Source organism: Rhodococcus sp. 06-221-2 (assembly GCF_002258365.1).
Classification (GTDB): domain Bacteria; phylum Actinomycetota; class Actinomycetes; order Mycobacteriales; family Mycobacteriaceae; genus Rhodococcoides; species Rhodococcoides fascians.
This window is the reverse complement of the sequence record NZ_NOYJ01000010.1, coordinates 159,101-175,613: the sequence shown is the minus strand read 5'-3', so window position 1 is coordinate 175,613 and position 16,513 is coordinate 159,101. Positions and strand designations below refer to the sequence as shown.

14 protein-coding genes are annotated in these 16,513 nt (G+C 63.0%); 6 read left to right on the top strand and 8 right to left on the bottom strand.

Annotated features, from left to right (window positions below):
• A complete protein-coding gene (locus CH281_RS05850; protein WP_032393403.1) occupies positions 1-1,665 on the bottom strand; it encodes an FAD-binding dehydrogenase in 1,665 nt (554 codons plus the stop codon).
• A 128-nt stretch (positions 1,666-1,793) separates the two neighbouring features.
• Here CH281_RS05850 and CH281_RS05845 point away from each other — a divergent pair, with 128 nt between their 5' ends.
• Positions 1,794-2,996 carry a helix-turn-helix domain-containing protein gene (locus CH281_RS05845; protein WP_143544765.1) on the top strand — a complete coding sequence of 401 codons (1,203 nt, stop codon included), beginning with the start codon at positions 1,794-1,796 and terminating at the stop codon, positions 2,994-2,996.
• Positions 2,997-3,109: 113 nt separating this feature from the next.
• Here CH281_RS05845 and CH281_RS05840 read toward each other — a convergent pair whose 3' ends face one another.
• A complete protein-coding gene (locus CH281_RS05840) occupies positions 3,110-4,009 on the bottom strand; it encodes a 3-hydroxyacyl-CoA dehydrogenase (RefSeq protein ID WP_094693373.1) in 900 nt (299 codons plus the stop codon).
• Positions 4,010-4,168: 159 nt separating this feature from the next.
• On the opposite strand from CH281_RS05840, the gene CH281_RS05835 reads away from it, so the two are divergent.
• Positions 4,169-4,534, top strand: coding sequence for a DUF1330 domain-containing protein (locus CH281_RS05835; RefSeq protein ID WP_094693371.1), 366 nt, complete (start codon positions 4,169-4,171; stop codon positions 4,532-4,534).
• 41 nt (positions 4,535-4,575) lie between these two features.
• Here CH281_RS05835 and CH281_RS05830 read toward each other — a convergent pair whose 3' ends face one another.
• Positions 4,576-5,400, bottom strand: a complete 825-nt coding sequence (locus tag CH281_RS05830) for a dienelactone hydrolase family protein (protein ID WP_057473894.1) — start codon at positions 5,398-5,400, stop codon at positions 4,576-4,578.
• Positions 5,401-5,688: 288 nt separating this feature from the next.
• Positions 5,689-7,287 (bottom strand): hypothetical protein, encoded by a 1,599-nt coding sequence (locus CH281_RS26545; RefSeq protein WP_143544764.1) that lies wholly within the window; start codon positions 7,285-7,287, stop codon positions 5,689-5,691.
• Positions 7,288-7,753: 466 nt separating this feature from the next.
• Here CH281_RS26545 and CH281_RS05815 point away from each other — a divergent pair, with 466 nt between their 5' ends.
• Positions 7,754-8,608 carry an SGNH/GDSL hydrolase family protein gene (locus tag CH281_RS05815; protein ID WP_057473893.1) on the top strand — a complete coding sequence of 285 codons (855 nt, stop codon included), beginning with the start codon at positions 7,754-7,756 and terminating at the stop codon, positions 8,606-8,608.
• 43 nt (positions 8,609-8,651) lie between these two features.
• Here the strand turns inward: CH281_RS05815 and CH281_RS05810 are convergent, their stop codons facing one another.
• Genes CH281_RS05810 through CH281_RS05800 form a run of 3 tightly spaced genes read right to left on the bottom strand, consistent with a single transcriptional unit; the run spans position 8,652 to position 12,429 of the window.
• Positions 8,652-9,446 carry a MerR family transcriptional regulator gene (locus CH281_RS05810; RefSeq protein WP_032388806.1) on the bottom strand — a complete coding sequence of 265 codons (795 nt, stop codon included), beginning with the start codon at positions 9,444-9,446 and terminating at the stop codon, positions 8,652-8,654.
• Positions 9,447-9,502: 56 nt separating this feature from the next.
• On the bottom strand, positions 9,503-10,795 hold the full coding sequence (locus CH281_RS05805) for an MFS transporter (RefSeq protein ID WP_094693369.1): 1,293 nt from the start codon (positions 10,793-10,795) through the stop codon (positions 9,503-9,505).
• On the bottom strand, positions 10,792-12,429 hold the full coding sequence (locus CH281_RS05800; RefSeq protein ID WP_094693409.1) for a class I adenylate-forming enzyme family protein: 1,638 nt from the start codon (positions 12,427-12,429) through the stop codon (positions 10,792-10,794). Before CH281_RS05800 ends, CH281_RS05805 begins: the two co-directional genes overlap by 4 nt.
• Before the next feature lie 153 nt (positions 12,430-12,582).
• Here CH281_RS05800 and CH281_RS05795 point away from each other — a divergent pair, with 153 nt between their 5' ends.
• The 3 genes from CH281_RS05795 (at position 12,583) to CH281_RS05785 (ending at position 15,519) form a co-directional block, all read left to right on the top strand.
• Positions 12,583-13,212: a TetR/AcrR family transcriptional regulator gene (locus CH281_RS05795; RefSeq protein ID WP_094623366.1), complete on the top strand. Its 630-nt coding sequence runs from the start codon at positions 12,583-12,585 to the stop codon at positions 13,210-13,212.
• Positions 13,213-13,294: 82 nt separating this feature from the next.
• Positions 13,295-14,503: an acyl-CoA dehydrogenase family protein gene (locus tag CH281_RS05790; RefSeq protein ID WP_027496173.1), complete on the top strand. Its 1,209-nt coding sequence runs from the start codon at positions 13,295-13,297 to the stop codon at positions 14,501-14,503.
• Positions 14,500-15,519: a phosphotransferase family protein gene (locus CH281_RS05785; RefSeq protein WP_094693367.1), complete on the top strand. Its 1,020-nt coding sequence runs from the start codon at positions 14,500-14,502 to the stop codon at positions 15,517-15,519. Before CH281_RS05790 ends, CH281_RS05785 begins: the two co-directional genes overlap by 4 nt.
• A 15-nt stretch (positions 15,520-15,534) precedes the next feature.
• Here CH281_RS05785 and CH281_RS05780 read toward each other — a convergent pair whose 3' ends face one another.
• Positions 15,535-16,437, bottom strand: coding sequence for an arabinofuranosidase (locus CH281_RS05780; protein WP_094693407.1), 903 nt, complete (start codon positions 16,435-16,437; stop codon positions 15,535-15,537).
• Positions 16,438-16,513: the final 76 nt, after the last annotated feature.

The following is a 16,513-nucleotide window of genomic DNA, read 5'->3' as shown; positions in this document are numbered from 1 at the left end:
TCACGCCTGCGCCGCCAGGGCTCGCCCTGCCTGCCGTCCGCCGAAGATGCATCCACCGAGGAAGGTTCCTTCCAAGGACCGGTAGCCGTGCACACCGCCGCCGCCGAATCCGGCGATCTCACCGGCAGCCCACAGCCCCTCGACGGCAGTGCCCATCGAGTCGAGAACGCGACCGTCGAGATCGGTTTGAATGCCGCCCAACGTCTTTCGAGTGATGATGTTCAACCGCACCGCGATCAGCGGACCCGACTTGGGATCGAGAATCTTGTGAGGTGCAGCGGTCCGCGCGATGCGTTCACCGCGCGAGCGCCGGGAATTGTGGATGGCAGAGATCTGCAGGTCCTTGGTGAAAGGATTGTCCACCTCACGGTCTCGCGACTCGATCTGACGCCTGAGGTCGACACCGTCGATCAAGTCCTCGCCGGTGATTCGGTTCATGCCCTGGACCAATTCTTCGAGAGAATCTGCGACGACGAAGTCCTCGCCGTTCTTCTTGAATGCCTCCACCGGTTCGCTGGCACCGGGCAATACCCGCCCGAGAACGAGCTTGAGGTTCTTGCCGGTGATGTCCGGGTTCTGTTCCGACCCGGACAACGCGAATTCCTTCTCGATGATCTTCTGGGTCAATACGAACCACGAGTACTCGAAACCGCTGTCCTGGATCGCTTTCAGCGTTCCCAGCGTATCGAATCCGGGGAAGTTCGGAACCGGAAACCGTTGCCCGCGGGCATCGAACCACATCGACGACGGGCCCGGAATGATTCTGATGCCGTGGTTCTTCCAGATCGGATTCCAGTTTTTGATGCCTTCGGTGTAGTGCCACATGCGGTCCTTGTTGACCAGCCGGCCTCCGGCCTTCTCGGTGATGCCGAGCATTCGGCCGTCGACGTGTTCCGGCACTCCGGAGATCAACGACTTCGGCGGCGTCCCGAGCCGCGCCGGCCAATTCTCGCGCACCAGATCGTGATTGGCCCCGATTCCTCCTGCCGTCACCAGCACGGCTCCGGCGCGGAGCTCGAACTCACCCACTTCGACGCGGGTACTTCCTGCCCCTCGCTCCGCGGCACTGGCTTCGAGCATCGCACCGCGAACTCCGACCACCGCTCCCCCGTCGACGACGAATCCGTCGACCCGATGCCGAAAACCGAAGCGCACCAACCCTTTGTCGGCAGCCTCACGTACGCGACGCTCGAACGGCGCGACGACACCCGGCCCGGTGCCCCACGTCAGGTGGAATCGCGGAACCGAATTTCCGTGCCCCTCGGCCAGGTAACCGCCGCGCTCGGCCCATCCGACGATGGGGACCCATCGCATTCCCTGAGCGTGGAGCCACGACCGCTTCTCACCTGCCGCGAAATCGAGGTATGCCCTGGCCCACCGATGACCCCAGTAGTCTTCCCCTGCAGGGTCGTCGATGCCGCGATCGAACGTCGCTGTGCCGAGCCAGTCCTGCCACGCCAGATCCGCCGAATCCTTGATGCCCATTCGACGCTGTTCGGGCGTGTCGACCATGAACAGTCCGCCGAGGGACCAGAAGGCCTGACCACCCAGGTTCTGCTCGGGTTCCTGGTCGAGGAGCAGCACGCGCTTTCCCGCGTCGGCCAGTTCGGCGGTTGCCACCAGTCCGGCCAAGCCGGCCCCCACCACGATCACGTCTGCGTCCATTGCCCCACTCTTCTGCTCGACCCGGGTGTCTCCCTCGACTGTGCTGTCGTCGGCGTCGGAACTCAAGGAAATCGAGTCGAATGAGTATAGGATTTATCAGGTGCTGATAAAGAGTGCGAGGTAGATCGATGTACCCGGCGCGGGTCGCCGTGGTCGCGAAGATCGAATCGGATCTGGGCCCCGTCGTCGCATCCGCAGTACACGCGATTCGCGACGCGATCCCGGTCTACCGATCACTGCAGGGTGCACAATTGGCCGATGTCGAGGCCATCGCGTATTGGTCACTGAGGCGGCTGATGGCCCTGTGGGCGCACGGCGATCGAACGATCGACGACCGCGACCACAAGAGATTCCGAGCCATAGGTTCCGCACGCGCGGCAGACGGGCGGCCGCTGGCCGATGTGCTGCGCGCGTATCGAGTCGCGTCGAGCGTGTTCGTTCGGCACGTGACAACGGAGTATCTGGAAGTACTCGACCCGCCGGACATCGCCGAACTCGGCCTGGGCGTGCTCGACGCGATCGACGCCATATCCGAGGAGATCATCGGTGCGTATGTCATTGCGCGCGAACAGCTCACGTCCAACCGTGCGCAGGCGCACGCCGCGTTGCTCGACGACTTGCTGGCTGCCAGACACAACTCACCAGGGACGGTGTCGGACCGTACTCGCGAACTAGACCTGAAGCTGCCCACGCACCCGAACCTGCTCGTGGTGCAGTCCACCGATCCGGGCCGACCCATGTCCGACGACACCGTCGAGTCTCTGGTGCTTGCGATGGGCCTCGTCCCTCCGGACCGCACCACAACGGCGGATCAGCGGACGCACTTGTGCACTCGGCGCGAACAACGCGCGATCGCGCTGCTGCCGCCGTCGATCCATCGCGCCGAGGTCGACCTCGCGTGTCGGGATCTGCGGCTGCGCGGATGCCTCGTGGAGAGATCGACCGTTACCGGTATCAGCAGTTCGTGGCGACTCGCCTCGGAAGCGCTCGAGACCGCACCGGATCACGCGTTCGACGGCCGGGCACTGCTCGATCAGGGCGACGGTCAACTGTTGGCACTGTTGACAGCGCGCCCGACCGCTGACACGAGCGAGGTGGTGCGTAGCGTGCTCGGCCCGCTGACCGAGGCAGAGAACGAGCATATCCTGCAGGGTCTTTCGGCCTTCATCTCCACCGGCACAGCAACGGCTGCAGCCACCCGACTGCAGGTGCACCCGCAGACTTTGCGCTATCGACTGCGCCGGGCTCAGGAACTGACCGGCCGGGATCCGCGTTCGGCGTGGCATCGGTTGGCGCTGGACACCGCGATACAACTACGCCAACTCGGTTGACCCGGCTCGGCTGAATTCGGCGTCGTCGGTGGTCATGCGCACACGCGCCCATGACTTGTTACTCGAGCCCGGGTCGTCGATCCCAGGATCACCGACAGGCGGGATCGAGCGATTCAGTTGATGTTCCACGACTCGACAGCATCGAGTCGCCGGCCGTCGGAGTCGTACGTGTAAAAGCCTTCACCGTCCCCGAGACCGGTCTTTCCCGCGTCGATACCCTTTTGCAGTTTGTCGGCAAATTTGACCTGATCCTCGCCACCGTGTGCGCGCGCGATATGTGCTGCGACGTTGAAGCCGACAGTGTCGTATATCTGGAACGGACCGGCGGGTGCCCCGGTGGCTATGCGCCACACGTTGTCGATGTCCGCCGGATTGGCAACCCCGCCGACGTAGAGGTTGGCTCCCGCCTGCAGCAGCGGGATCAAAAGACTGTTCAGCACGTATCCAGGGATTTCCTTTCGGACCGGAACGGGAACGAGACCGATCTCCGAAGCAAAGCTCAGGACGACATCGAAGTAGACAGGATCCGTTGCAGCAGTTGCCATCACCTCACCGGTGTTGTATCGCCACACGAGGTTGGCGAAGTGCAATGCGAGAAACTTTTCCGGCCGCCCGGTGGCCTCGGCGAAACTGCTGGGCAGTAGCGACGACGAGTTGGTCACGAAGACAGTTTTCGGCGGGGCGGACGCGCCGATATCCGACCAGACCTTCTTCTTCAGGTCGAGATCCTCCGGAACTGCTTCGATCACCAGGTCGGCGTCCGAAACAGCCTCCGCGACGCTGGTGGTGGTCGTGATGGATTCGATGGCCTTGTCGAAGCGCGCCTCGTCGAAAGTCTTCAGGTCACGCTTGTAGTATCCGCGCATCCATTCCCAGCGGTCCGGCAGCTTGGCCAGAAGTTCGTCGGAAATGTCGTATCCCACAACGGTTTTTCCGTGGTAGGCAGCCTGCATCATGATCTGTGAACCGAGCACTCCGGTTCCGAATACGGTCACGTTCTCAACATCGGACATTGACGACACACTTCCCTTTATCGAGTTACTGGTTTCCCGCTCCCCCAGTTCTACCGCTGAGCGCGGAGCCACCGTCTCGTGGGGGCCGACAGCGGATCGACTCGACCGACAACGGCGCTGTGCACTCCACAGGATCGACGGCTCACGCATACTCGAACTATGGCTGTCGATCCCCGCGGAAGAGACCTGAAGCGCTACCTCGAAGAAGAACCCGGCGGTCCGGTGGTGATGCTGAACCTGCTTCGGTTCGCCGAGGGTGGTCGCGACTCCTACGCAGAATATGCGAAAGCACTGGACGAGACTTTCCTCCCGCGCTACGGCGCGACGGTGCTGTACGCGGGCGACGGTTCGACCGCACTTGCCGCCGAGGACGGGCAGGCCTGGGATGCAGTACTCCTGGTCCAGTACCCGTCACGTAAGGCGTTCAGCGAGATGGTGGCCGATCCCGAATATCAGACGGTGACGGCGTTACGGACCGCCGCGCTGAAGGAGGCGGTTCTGCAGGCCACGATTCCGTGGTCGTGAATTCGACCTTCGGCTTCGCATCGTGTTCGCGCCGCGGGGCTTCACGGCGTTGCGAGCAACTTACTGCGGAACAGATCGAGTACCTGGTCCAGAGCCTGCCGTGTCGGCTGACCCGGCTCGTCGATGAGTCCTTCCGTCACGACGGAGTGCGGCGGTCCGAAGGCTTCCGGATTGAACGAGGAGTCGGGCAATTCCACGGAGACGAATGCGTCGCCGAGTTGTTCCCTCAGAAACTCGAACCGTGTAGGGGGACACATCGTGTCGCCCTGGAACCGCATACCGAGAACAGTGAGATCTCCCGCAGCACAACGGCTTTTCACCTTCGAAAGGTCGCCGGCACTGATGTCGATGGAACGACTGCGTGACTTCGACGCCGCGAACGGAAGTGACGGTTGCGACAGCACCGGTGCGATCAATCGATCGTCGGCGGCCATGGCCAGGGCGAACCCGCCCGTGAAGCACATTCCGATGGCACCGACCCCCGGTCCGCCGCACCGCTCGTGTTCCTCGGCCGCCAGAGCACGCAGCCACACCACGACTCGCGACGACTTGCCGGTGGCCAGGATGGTGAATTCTCGACTGATACACGCCGGCACGATGGCGCGAGAGATCGTTGCCACCGTCCCGAGCACGCCCAGGGGCGCGGTCGAAGGATCCTTACCGTCGACGCCGAACAGGTGCGGCACGATCGCGGTGCATCCGATCCCGGCGACGGTGCGCGCGAAATCCGCCACTCTCGGCGTGATGCCCGGCATTTCGGACATCACGATGACCGCCGGGCCGGTGCCGATGCGATAGACAGGCGCCGTGCGCCCGTCCGCGGTGAACTCGGTTCGCTCGAAATCAGCCAGCGTGTCATCGGTCATGGGTGTACGTCCTTCTGAGAGGTCGACTGCGCCGCACTGACGCTTGTGGTCAAAGTTAGATCATCGAATCGGCATTGGCTCTCAGTCTGGATGCGCCGCTCGCCGCCATCGAGATCAGTTCGTATGCCGGCCCTTGCCTGCGACCGACGGCTATAGCAACCGCGCTGGTCCTGATAAACCAGTCGCATCGCCTGCTGAGGAGAGTGAGAACCGTCCAGCAATCAAGAGCGTCGAGCGTCACACTAACTCGATGTGACATCGCCCTCTGACCTACGTTGCCGACCCTGTTCACTCAACTACTGGACAGCTTTGTCCAGGCGGCACCAGCACCGTGTTGGCAACACCGGTTTCCCCGATGCGATGTCCACCGACGGTGTCGGTATTCACATTCCTCGAGTAGTGCAGAGCATGTTCACCTCTTCCGATCAACCAGATTGCGTGTGCACCAGCTTCGTCGACGACGCACGCACGCTTCACAACTGGGCTAACCGACGGAACACCACCTGATTCACCCATTCCCTGCGATGCCGGATACATTCCTGCGACCAGACAGGCCAGAATCAACGCCGCGCACCCCATCGAAAGAAGATCCCGGGTGACGCGATCAAGTTTTGGGCTGATCAACCAGGTGACGAGAAAAGCGACCCCTCCGATCGAGCCGGATACCAGCAATGGAATTGCGTGGTAAAAATACTCGACATTACTCGCAGAGAACGCCGCCTCGGTTTGTCCCATACTGTTGTAGAAAACAAACGTGGGGGCTTTGAACACAGCTGCGGCAAGGCCGAGAGCTAGGGCAAACTGCAGTACCCCACGGAATCTCAGTCGTGTCGCACGTCGAGGACGGGAGCGAAAGACGCTGGCCCCCAACAGCCACAACGCGGCGACTCCGGCAGTAATCGGAATGATCGCGAGCGATGGGCTCGTCCGAAGCAGCTGCACGAACGAAAACAGCATCAAAGCTACGACCCCAGCGCCGACGAGCGCCATCACGTTATTTGACCAAGCGTTGAGACGCACCAACATCGAAACCCGAGGCTCGCTGATCATTCCTCCCACGCCAAGATCCGAGTCAGTGATCCAGTCCTCGACAGTCCACCTCGAGCGAGTACTTTCGAACCGAAATCGGGCGGGATCACCTACCGAAACACGCGTACATAAACCAAGAACTACCGCCCTGAACAGGACCGCCCCGATGATCAGGAATGCTGTCGAGCCGAAGACCGCTACATAGGGCCAATCCCCCGCTTTCCAAGGATCGTCAACCATCAAGGCAAGCAAGATAGCCGCTACTAACAGAGACAAGGCCAAAAACGACATCGCCGGGCGAGTCCAGATCGACCGTCGATAGGGACCGCGCCTGGTGCCGACCACAAGTCGGCCACAAGTTTCGACCAGACGATCAAACTGCCGAACGGCCCAACCTCCGACGGCCCGAACCAGCGGGTGGGCGACCTCACCACGCCTCAACCGATCGCTCAGCAGTTCGCGCTCTCGAGCCGCTGACAGGTCTGACGGGCGACCGATCTCACGGGCTCGAATCGTGCAGGTGCCATCCCGCCCATCGGGATATCTGATCGTGGAGATCCAGATGTTTTGAACCGAAGAAACGATGAAAGCATCGACCAACCGCTGCTGAATCCGGACGCGTGTCTCACGTCGGGTCTGCAAGCTGACAGTGCCACGAATGTCTTTGGAAAATCTAACTATTGGACGCCCACTGCCAGATTGGGGTGGGGCGGAAATTCTTGTCCATCCCATGTCGCCGAGCACGCGCTCCACGGCATCGACATCGACTTCCTCAACCGCCAGATCTACTGTGCTCCTCACCCGGGACAGTACCCAATTCACGGTGTAGCTGCCCAGAAAATCAATTGTGCTCAACACTTGCGCCCCCTCGGCTCGGTTTCACAGCGAGACTCTAAACCGGGTCACCGACAACACCGACGACACGAATACCGACAGGCCCAAGCCACCAGTGTTCGACGCCGTTGTCTCTCGAGTCCCACAGAGACCAGAATTCGAGGGCGACGCTGGTCATCCCCGGTCCCCAGCCGGGGCACGAGTCTGCGTGGAAGCGACCCAGTACACGAAGGATGTGGTGGCGCTGTCGCGACCGACACCATGCTCTGTGAAGTAGGTGCCGGCGAAGGTGTTAAGGACGACGAAAACCGACGACCGTCCGCAGAAGTAGCAGGCTTAGACGGGTGACATCTGAGGGTTCATGACCTACGACCCAGAGACCTTCTCGCTGTCCACGGCACGCCGTGCGGAACCGTGAACCATCACCGATCACCAGAACACCCGACGGCGGTACGCTCTCGGGCAGTATCCGCTGGCAAGGGAGTCAGTAGTGCGCAGCACAACGCATCGGTTCGGGCTCGGCATTGTCGTGTCCGTCATTGTCGCGCTGGCGATCCCCTCCCATGCAACAGCGTCGACCATGGAGCACGTCAACCTCGGCGACAGCTTCAGCACAGGCAACGGCGTTCTCCCACTGGCGCCGAACACGCCACTGAGGTGCCTCCAGTCGCAACGAAACTTTGCTCATCTCGTCGCGCGCGAGCAGGGCTACAGCCTCACCGATGTCAGCTGCGGCGGTGCGGCCACCGACGACTTCTATGCCCCTCATTTCGAGGGCACACGACCGCAATTCGATGCGTTGTCGCCATCGGCACATGTAGTGACTCTGATGATCGGTGGCAACGACAACAGCGTGTTCTCGGGAGCGAGTGCAGCGTGCATGAGTGCGCTCGCAACCCACGCCGGTGCATTCGATCCGTGCACGCAGCAGAACGGAAGTAGCTTCGACGACAAGATTCTCGACAAGACGCTGCCGGCCGTTCGACAGGCGTTGCGAGACATACATACTCGTGCGCTCGAGGCAAAGATGATCATCATCGGCTATCCATGGCTCATGCCGGCCGCAAGCACGTGCGAACCGTCGGTCCCCGTCACGCGCGGCGACGTTCCGTATCTGCGCAACCTCCAGGCCACGCTGAACGATGCCATCCGCGAGGCAGCGGCTGACACCGACACGACCTTCCTCGACATGTCCGTGGCGTCGGAGGGGCACGACGCCTGCCAGCCCGTCGGAGTGCGGTGGGTGGAACCACTGCTGTTCGCGGATCAGTTCGTGCCGCTGCACCCGAACTCACTAGGCGAGGCCGCCATCGCGGCCGAGGTGACCGAGGCGCTGACTGCCTGAAGTCGATCCCAGAATGGCTGATTCGGAACGGTTGGCGGCGAGTTCAGGACGCCGCCGACTCTGCGAGTGGCGTCTGGAACGACCACAGATGTCCCTCGGGATCACGAACGCTGTATTCACGAACGCCGTAGGGCATGTCAATCGGCGGGTAGTCGATCGCTGCTCCGGTTGCCGCCACGCGAGCGTGATGGACATCGACGTCGTCGACGAGGATCGCAAGCGACGCGGTGACCGCGCCGGTGGTCAGCGGCGACACCATGCGATGTTCGGGGGCCTCGCGGTGCAACCAGACAACACCGTCACCGGCGTGAATCTCGCCGTGGACTGCTCGGTCGCCGTCGTATTCGATCTGTCCGGGAGCCAGCCCCAGCACGTCGACGAGGTAGGAATGGGCTGCTGCGATGTCGCGGTAGACCAGCAACGTGGTGCGGCGAGTGACCGCGGGCTCGTCGGTCGACAGGCCGGAGAGCAGGTCCAGCAGAGCGTCGTCGCCCGGGCGAGCACCGTGAAGAAGTCGGTCCTCCACAGCCCGAACGCGCTCTCGCACCCGAGCGAGCTCGGCCATCCGTTGGTCCACGCCGGCCAGATGCTGCCGCGTCAGGTGGTGGAGATCCCCTGCCTCCGGATCGACGTCCGCAAGCGGAGTGCCCAATTCTCGAAGCAGTCGAATCCGGTACAGCCGAGCGAGATCGCCGCCGTCGTACCTGCGCCTGCCTCCCCCGTCCCGGTCCGGCGCGAGCAGACCCAGCTCTTCGTAGTAACGCAGGGTCCGCTCGGTGACACCGGTCCGACGGGCCACGTCGCCGATACCCCAGGTGGTCGTATCGCTGCTGTTCATGCAGGCAACGGTAGAACCTCACGCCACGTCAGGAGCAAACTCCGCCCAGGGAGGGATCAGACATCCTCGAGTCGAATCCCCTTGGTCTCCTTCATGTAGAAGCAGGCGACTCCGGTCAGGGCAGCGAGGAACATGATGTACACGCCGAAGACCCAGCCCAGATCCAACCCGAGGAACAGCTGGTTGAGATACGGTGCCGTTCCGCCGAACACCGCCACCGAGAACGAGTAGGCGAATCCGATTGCCTGCGTGCGGAGTCGGGTGGGAAAGCTCTCCGACAACGTCGACGACAGAATCGAGGCCGGGACGGCGATGACGAGCAGGGCCACCGTCGACGGCAGCAGCAATGACCACCACTGCGTCGAGATCAGCATCGTCAGCGGGATCTGCAGCACGAACATCAGCACTGCGAATGCCGCCAGCATCGGCCGCCGACCGATCGAATCCGAAAGGCGACCGAAGAACGGTAGCGACACCAGCGCTATCAACTGCGCGACGACGAGCATCCAGTAGGCGGTGTCCGGGTTCATCCCGCGCTGCGTGATGGCGAACGTCGACACGTAGGAGGTCCAGGTGTAGTGCGCCGCCGTGATTCCCGACGTCATTCCGATCATCAACACGATCGCTTTGACGACGGTCTTACGCGCGATCGGTTCTTGTTCGACCTTGTTCTGCTCCGAGTCGAACACCTCGCTCTCGTCCATGTTCTTGCGCAGGTAGAGAGCGAACAGCGCGAGGAGCGCGCCGAGGAGGAAGGGGATGCGCCAACCCCATTGCCCGACAGCAGAGTCCGACAGGGTGGAGGTGATGACGCCACCCACTGTGTATGCCAGAGCCGATCCACCGAAGATGGCGACGAACGCGACGCTGCCCCACATGCCACGTCGGTTCGGTGGTGCGATCTCGCCGACGTAGGAGTACGCCGTTGCCGACTCGCCGCCGTGCGCGAAACCCTGCATGACGCGTGCGAGCAACAGCAGTACCGAGGCCCAGGCCCCGATCGCACCGTAGGTGGGCATGATGCCGATCAGCAAGCTGCCGGTTGCCATCATCAGCATCGTGGTGACAAGGACGAACTTACGGCCCTTCTTGTCCGCGATGCGTCCGAACACGATGCCGCCGAGAGGCCGCATCAGGAATCCGACGGCGAACACCGCAAGCGTGGACAGCAATGCCGAGACAGGATCGGCCTGGCTGAACATGGCCGCCGCGATGAACGGCGCGAACACTGCGTAGGCACTCCACTCGTACCATTCGAGTACGTTGCCTATCGTGCTGGCGAACAGTGATTTCTTCCGTGAGGAAATATCCGGTGCCGAGCGGGTGTCGTGCGATGATCCGACAATCATGGAGTGCCACTTTCGATCGAATTATTTTTCACAGGAACAGGTTTGAGTGCTGCACGTCGAATCTTCCCGGTCTGAGTTTTGGGAAGTTCGTCGATGATGTGGATGGATTTCGGACGCTTGTACGCGGCCAGTCGTTCACGCGCGAAGGCCATCAGTTCATCCGGCGTCGCGGTGGCGTCGCGCCGGAGTGACACGTACGCCACCACCGATTCCCCTTGATAGTCATCCGGCCTGCCCACCACAGCGGCCTCGAACACCGCTGAATGTTCGTAGAGTGCATCTTCGACCTCTCGGGGCCACACTTTGTATCCCGACACGTTGATCTGGTCCTTGAGCCGGTCGACGAGATACACCCAGCCGTGTTCGTCGATGATCGCCACGTCGCCTGTGCGCAGACGTCCCTCTGGCATCGTCGACTCGGACGCGTCCGGATTGCGCCAGTAGCCCGACACCACCTGCGGACCCGAGATCTCCAGTTCCCCTGCAACTCCCGGGGGTGTCGGCCGGCCCGAAGGATCGAGCGTTCGTAACGTCACGCGCGGAAGAGGCAACCCGACGGAGAGTGAACCGCTGGCCGCGTCCACCGGCGCGCGCACGCCGGGTGGCACGGCAATGACTCCCGCCGTGGTTTCGGTCATCCCGTATGCGTTGTGGATGTAGCAACCGAATTGGGACTCGAACGCGGCGACGGTGGCGGGCGGAATCGGTGCGCCTCCGGAATACAACGCCTTCACCGACTCGAAGTGGGCCCTCGTCGCACCCTCGGTTGCGGAGATCGCGTTGAACACCGTGATCGAACCGATGGTGTAGGTGACACGATGCTCGACGACAGCGTCGAGAGTGACTGCCGCGTCGAAACGATGCGCGAACACGAGCATGCAGTCGCGGATCAGGGCCACCGCCGCGTCGAGCATTGCGCCGGTGATGTGAAACAGCGGTGCGACGGCAAACACGACGTCGCCGTCGTCGAGACCGGCCCGTTCCCCGAAATCGAGGGCAGTCGCGAAAGCGTTCGCGTGCGAGATCTGCGCGCCTTTCGGCGGACCCGTAGTTCCTGACGTGTAGGCCAGTAGCGCGAGATCGTCCGCCTCGGGATCGAATTCGGGGAAAGATCGACCACGGTAGCGGTCGATCAGACCCATCAGATCGTCGTCGGGCCGGGGTGTCACGCGTGACGTCGACGCAAAGACTCGTGGGTCGTCGCGTGTCTGCAAGTCCAGTCCGCTGGTGCTCACGAGCAGTCGAATCGAACTGCCGCGCAACGTCGCCCCCACAGAATCGAGATCGTGTTCGTCGCAGACGAGCGCGACAGGTTCTGCATCGTCGATCAAGGTGCGAAGTTCACGGTTGCGGTACATCGGGTTGAGGATCAACGCGACCGCCCCGATCTTCCACAGCGCGAGGAACGTCAAGGCGTACTGCGGAATGTTCTGCAGATAGATGCCGACGCGATCGCCCTGTGACACTCCCCGATCGAACAGTGCGGCGGCAAGTGCATCGGACGCCTCGTCCACCTCGCGCACCGTGAGCACGGCGTCGAAGTACGCCAGCGCCGGCCGGTCCGGGGTGTCGGCGACTCGGCCACGCCAGGCGTCGAGAACAGTTGCAGGCCCGGTCGCGCTGTCGAGGGTCATGAACGGCCCTTCCGCTCGAGCAGACTTTCGGCCCATACGGACCGACCGAACACTCGTTCGGTCTGCTGTCTCGATAGTGTTGCGGATCACAACTTTGGTGTCAACCCGGTGCGAACGCCCGGCCCAGTTCGCTGCGCCCTCTACGGTGATCGCATGACCTCGATCGGCGACTGGCGAACATACGAGGGCGCGGCACTGTCCCCAGCGCTGGCGTCGGCCTTGCGCATCTTCGTCGAGCAGGGCTACCACGGCACGTCGGTGCGGCAGATCGCCGCGGGTGCCGGCTTGTCGGTTCCCGGTCTGTATCACCACTTTCCGTCGAAGCAGGCCCTCCTGGTCGGCATCATGAATGCGTCGATGGACGAACTGTTGCACCGGACTCGATCGGCCATGGACGGGGCGGGTTCGTCGCCGAAGGACCGATTCGACGCGGTCGTGGAGTCCTTGCTGCTGTTCCATATCCATCGCCGCGATGCCGCGTTCGTGTGCTCCACCGAGATTCGCAGTCTCGAGCCGGCCAACCGCGCCGCCTACATCGCCAAGCGCGACGAAGAGCAACGACTGCTCGACGCCATCGTCACCGACGGAGTCGAGTCCGGGGTCTTCGACACCCCGCACCCCGCGGATGCCGGCCGGGCCGTCACCACGATGTGCATCGGAGTGGCCACCTGGTACCGACCCGATGGCCCGATGACGCCGGCCGAACTGGTCGAGGTGTACCTCGATATCGCACGCCGAACGGTCGGTGCTGCTACCGGCCGAGGCACTGCACACAGGACGTGAGTTCCTTGACCGAAACCTGCGTGTATGCCAGTCTTCAAGAGACCGAGCGAGTGTTCGGTCGGTATCGACCAGGGAGTGCAGAATGGCCATCGACCTCACCTTCGACGCAGACGTCGAGAAGCTGATCGACCGAACACGTACGTTCACTCGCGAATACGTGCTCCCGATCGAGGATCGGTTTCTGGGCAATATCGCCGACGCAGGCGGCGACGGCCTCCGGGTCGAGATGCAGTCCGCAGCCAAGGAAGCGGGCGTGTTCGCACCGCACGCACCCGTCGAATACGGCGGGCACGGTCTGTCGATGAGCGACCGCGCACCGGTGTTCGAGGAAGCGGGCTACTCCCTGTTCGGCCCCATCGCACTCAATCTCGGTGCACCCGACGAGGGCAACGTCCACATGCTGGCGCACATCGCATCGCCGGCACAGAAGGATCAATTCCTCGCCCCTCTCGCCCGCGGCGATCAACGATCTGCATTCGCGATGACCGAGCCGGCACCGGGTGCCGGCTCCGATCCCTCGGCCCTCACCACTGCGGCCGAACGGACCGACGGCGGATGGAAGATCAACGGACACAAGTGGTTCATCACCGGAGCCGACGGCGCAGGGTTCTTCATCATCATGGCCCGTACATCCGGAAAGCCGGGTGACCGAGGCGGAGCCACGATGTTCCTCGCCCCGGCCGACACACCGGGCATCACGGTCGGCCGTCATATCGGCACCCTGGACAAAGCCATGATCGGCGGGCACTGCGAGGTGTTCTTCGAGAACGTCTTCGTGCCCGACGAGAACGTTCTCGGGGCCGTCGACGAGGGCTTCGCCTACGCCCAGGTGCGATTGGGGCCCGCCCGTATGACCCACGTGATGCGGTGGCTCGGAGCCTCGAGACGGGCGCACGACATCGCCGTCGCCCAGGTGGCCCAGCGCGAAGGGTTCGGCGGCAAGCTCGGCGATCTCGGCATGATCCAGAAGATGGTCGCCGACAACGAGATCGACATCGCCGCATCCCGTGCCCTGTTGATCAAGGCCTGCTTCGAGCTGGATCGCGGCGGCCACGCGAGCAACGAAACCTCCATCGCCAAGACGTTCGCAGCCGAGGCCATCTTTCGCATCGTGGATCGCAGCATCCAGATGTGCGGCGGGCTCGGGGTATCGGACGACCTGCCACTGGCACGGCTTTCGCGCGAAGTACGTCCGTTCCGGGTCTACGACGGACCGTCGGAAGTGCATCGCTGGGCCATCGCCAAACGAGCGGTCGGGGCAGCGAAGCGCGCCGCACAGGAGCAGTCATGAGCGACCTACCGGGCATGAACCGCGTTGCTCTGGAACGATTCCTGCGTGCCGAGGGCATCGATGTCGACGGTGAGCTGACGGTCGAGATGATCAGCGGCGGTCGCTCCAATCTGACGTACAAGGTGTACGACGACACCTCGACTTGGGTGGTTCGTCGGCCCCCGACCAGTGGCCTGACCCCGTCGGCGCACGACATGGCCAGGGAGTGGGCAGTGACCGACGCGCTCGCGTCCACCGCGGTGCCGGTGGCCGAGACCGTGGCCTTCGACCGAGAAGGTGACGTACTCGGTGCTCCGATGACGGTGGTCCGTTTCGTTCCCGGGCGCGTCGTGCGAACACGCGAGGATCTGCGCGATCTGACCGACGAGCAGGTCGCCGACAACGCCGCCGAATTGGTGCGGGTGCTCGCCGAGCTGCATGCCGTCGATCCTGCGGCCGTGGGTCTCGAAAAGTTCGGTCGCCCCGATGGTTTCGTTGCTCGTCAGGTCGCCACGTGGGCGCGTCAGTGGCAGACGGTGAAGACACGGGAGCTACCCGACGTCGACCGACTTCACCGGGCCCTCGAAGCTGCGGTGCCCACCGGATCGGCGGCGTCCATCGTGCACGGCGATTTCCGAGTCGACAACACTATTCTCGATGCCGAGGACGTGAGTTCTGTTGCAGCCGTGGTGGACTGGGAGATGTCCACACTCGGCGATCCGTTGACCGATGTCGCGCTGATGTGCGTGTACCGGCAACCCGTGTTCGATGCCGTTCTCGGTGCCGACGCAGCCTGGACGAGCGACCGCTACCCATCGGCGGCGGATCTGGTGCAGCAGTACGCCGTTCGATCGGGCCGCGAGGTGGACAACTGGGGCTTCTACGTGGCGTTGGCCAACTTCAAGCTCGGTGTGATCGGCGAGGGCATCACCCACCGGGCACTGTCGGGCTCCGATACCGGTGCCGGAGCACGCAACGCCGCCGACGCAACAGGAGAATTCATCGCGGCCGGCCTCCGAGCATTGTCGGCGGGCTGACCGCAGAAGCTGTTGCTAGGCAGCTTCTCTCATGATGCCGATGTGGCGAACGATTCCGGACAGCGCCGGAAGCTCCTGAGGTGCGGACCAGCCGTTCAGGTCGGCGCTGTCGGAGTAGAAGTACTTCTGGTTCGTGTAGTCGTCGAAATACAACCGCCAGGTGCCGTCGGGCAACTCGACGACGGCGGGCCCTTCCTTCAACGGACCGAAATCGCGGAAGGTGAGGTCCCGAACGTAGGGACCACCCAGAGCGGGCGCGATCCAGTGTTCGATGACCTTGTTGCTCTCACCTTTGGTGAATGCATGGTATGTCGACCCGGCCTTCACCACCGTGGTGTCGATGTGGTCGTTGATGATTCCCACCAACGGAACCGGCGAGCTCCACGTCGTCAGGCCGGGATCGGTCGCTGTCAGGACATATGGCACGAACCCTCCGCCGGCAGACAACGACACGATGATGCTGACGCGGTCGCCCTCGACGAACCACTCCGGTGCCCACGCCTTGGTGGTGAACGGTGACAGAGACGGGAGTTCCGAGGACCCCGCCGAGCCGGTACCCGCCCCGGTCCCGGGCAGAAGCAGGCAGCAGAACGGGATCGGAACGTTCTGCAAGAATTCCCAGTCCACCCGATTCGCGCTGCGCGCAAAGCCGATCTCCGCGCCGCCGCCCGTCGTATATGTCACGTAGTACATACCGTCGGCGGCTCGGAAGATGCTGGAGTCACGAACCACACCGGAGGGCGGCGTGTACGCGGCGGTCTCGACCGTGGTGAAGTCCGTTCCGTTGCTGGACTGGTACACGTCCATGTTGCGATCGCTGTCGTTGCTGAAGGCCACCATGGTGTACGTGACCGCAGGCGCAGCGCTACCCGACCCCTCTGCACCGAACAACAGCCCGACGGCGGCGACGAGCGTCATAGGAATGGCGAGGGTGTGCTTGCGCAGGGGCCTGATCACCGCTGAAGTATGTACGACGCACGAGCCCCACGAGTAA

Bases quoted from the DNA above. Each gene is read 5' to 3' on its own strand.
- CH281_RS05850 (WP_032393403.1), bottom strand. From the start codon at position 1,665: ATGGACGCAGACGTGATCGTGGTGGGGGCCGGCTTGGCCGGACTGGTG.
- CH281_RS05845 (WP_143544765.1), top strand. From the start codon at position 1,794: ATGTACCCGGCGCGGGTCGCCGTGGTCGCGAAGATCGAATCGGATCTG.
- CH281_RS05840 (WP_094693373.1), bottom strand. From the start codon at position 4,009: ATGTCCGATGTTGAGAACGTGACCGTATTCGGAACCGGAGTGCTCGGT.
- CH281_RS05835 (WP_094693371.1), top strand. From the start codon at position 4,169: ATGGCTGTCGATCCCCGCGGAAGAGACCTGAAGCGCTACCTCGAAGAA.
- CH281_RS05830 (WP_057473894.1), bottom strand. From the start codon at position 5,400: ATGACCGATGACACGCTGGCTGATTTCGAGCGAACCGAGTTCACCGCG.
- CH281_RS05810 (WP_032388806.1), bottom strand. From the start codon at position 9,446: ATGAACAGCAGCGATACGACCACCTGGGGTATCGGCGACGTGGCCCGT.
- CH281_RS05805 (WP_094693369.1), bottom strand. From the start codon at position 10,795: ATGATTGTCGGATCATCGCACGACACCCGCTCGGCACCGGATATTTCC.
- CH281_RS05800 (WP_094693409.1), bottom strand. From the start codon at position 12,429: ATGACCCTCGACAGCGCGACCGGGCCTGCAACTGTTCTCGACGCCTGG.
- CH281_RS05795 (WP_094623366.1), top strand. From the start codon at position 12,583: ATGACCTCGATCGGCGACTGGCGAACATACGAGGGCGCGGCACTGTCC.
- CH281_RS05790 (WP_027496173.1), top strand. From the start codon at position 13,295: ATGGCCATCGACCTCACCTTCGACGCAGACGTCGAGAAGCTGATCGAC.
- CH281_RS05785 (WP_094693367.1), top strand. From the start codon at position 14,500: ATGAGCGACCTACCGGGCATGAACCGCGTTGCTCTGGAACGATTCCTG.
- CH281_RS05780 (WP_094693407.1), bottom strand. From the start codon at position 16,437: ATGACGCTCGTCGCCGCCGTCGGGCTGTTGTTCGGTGCAGAGGGGTCG.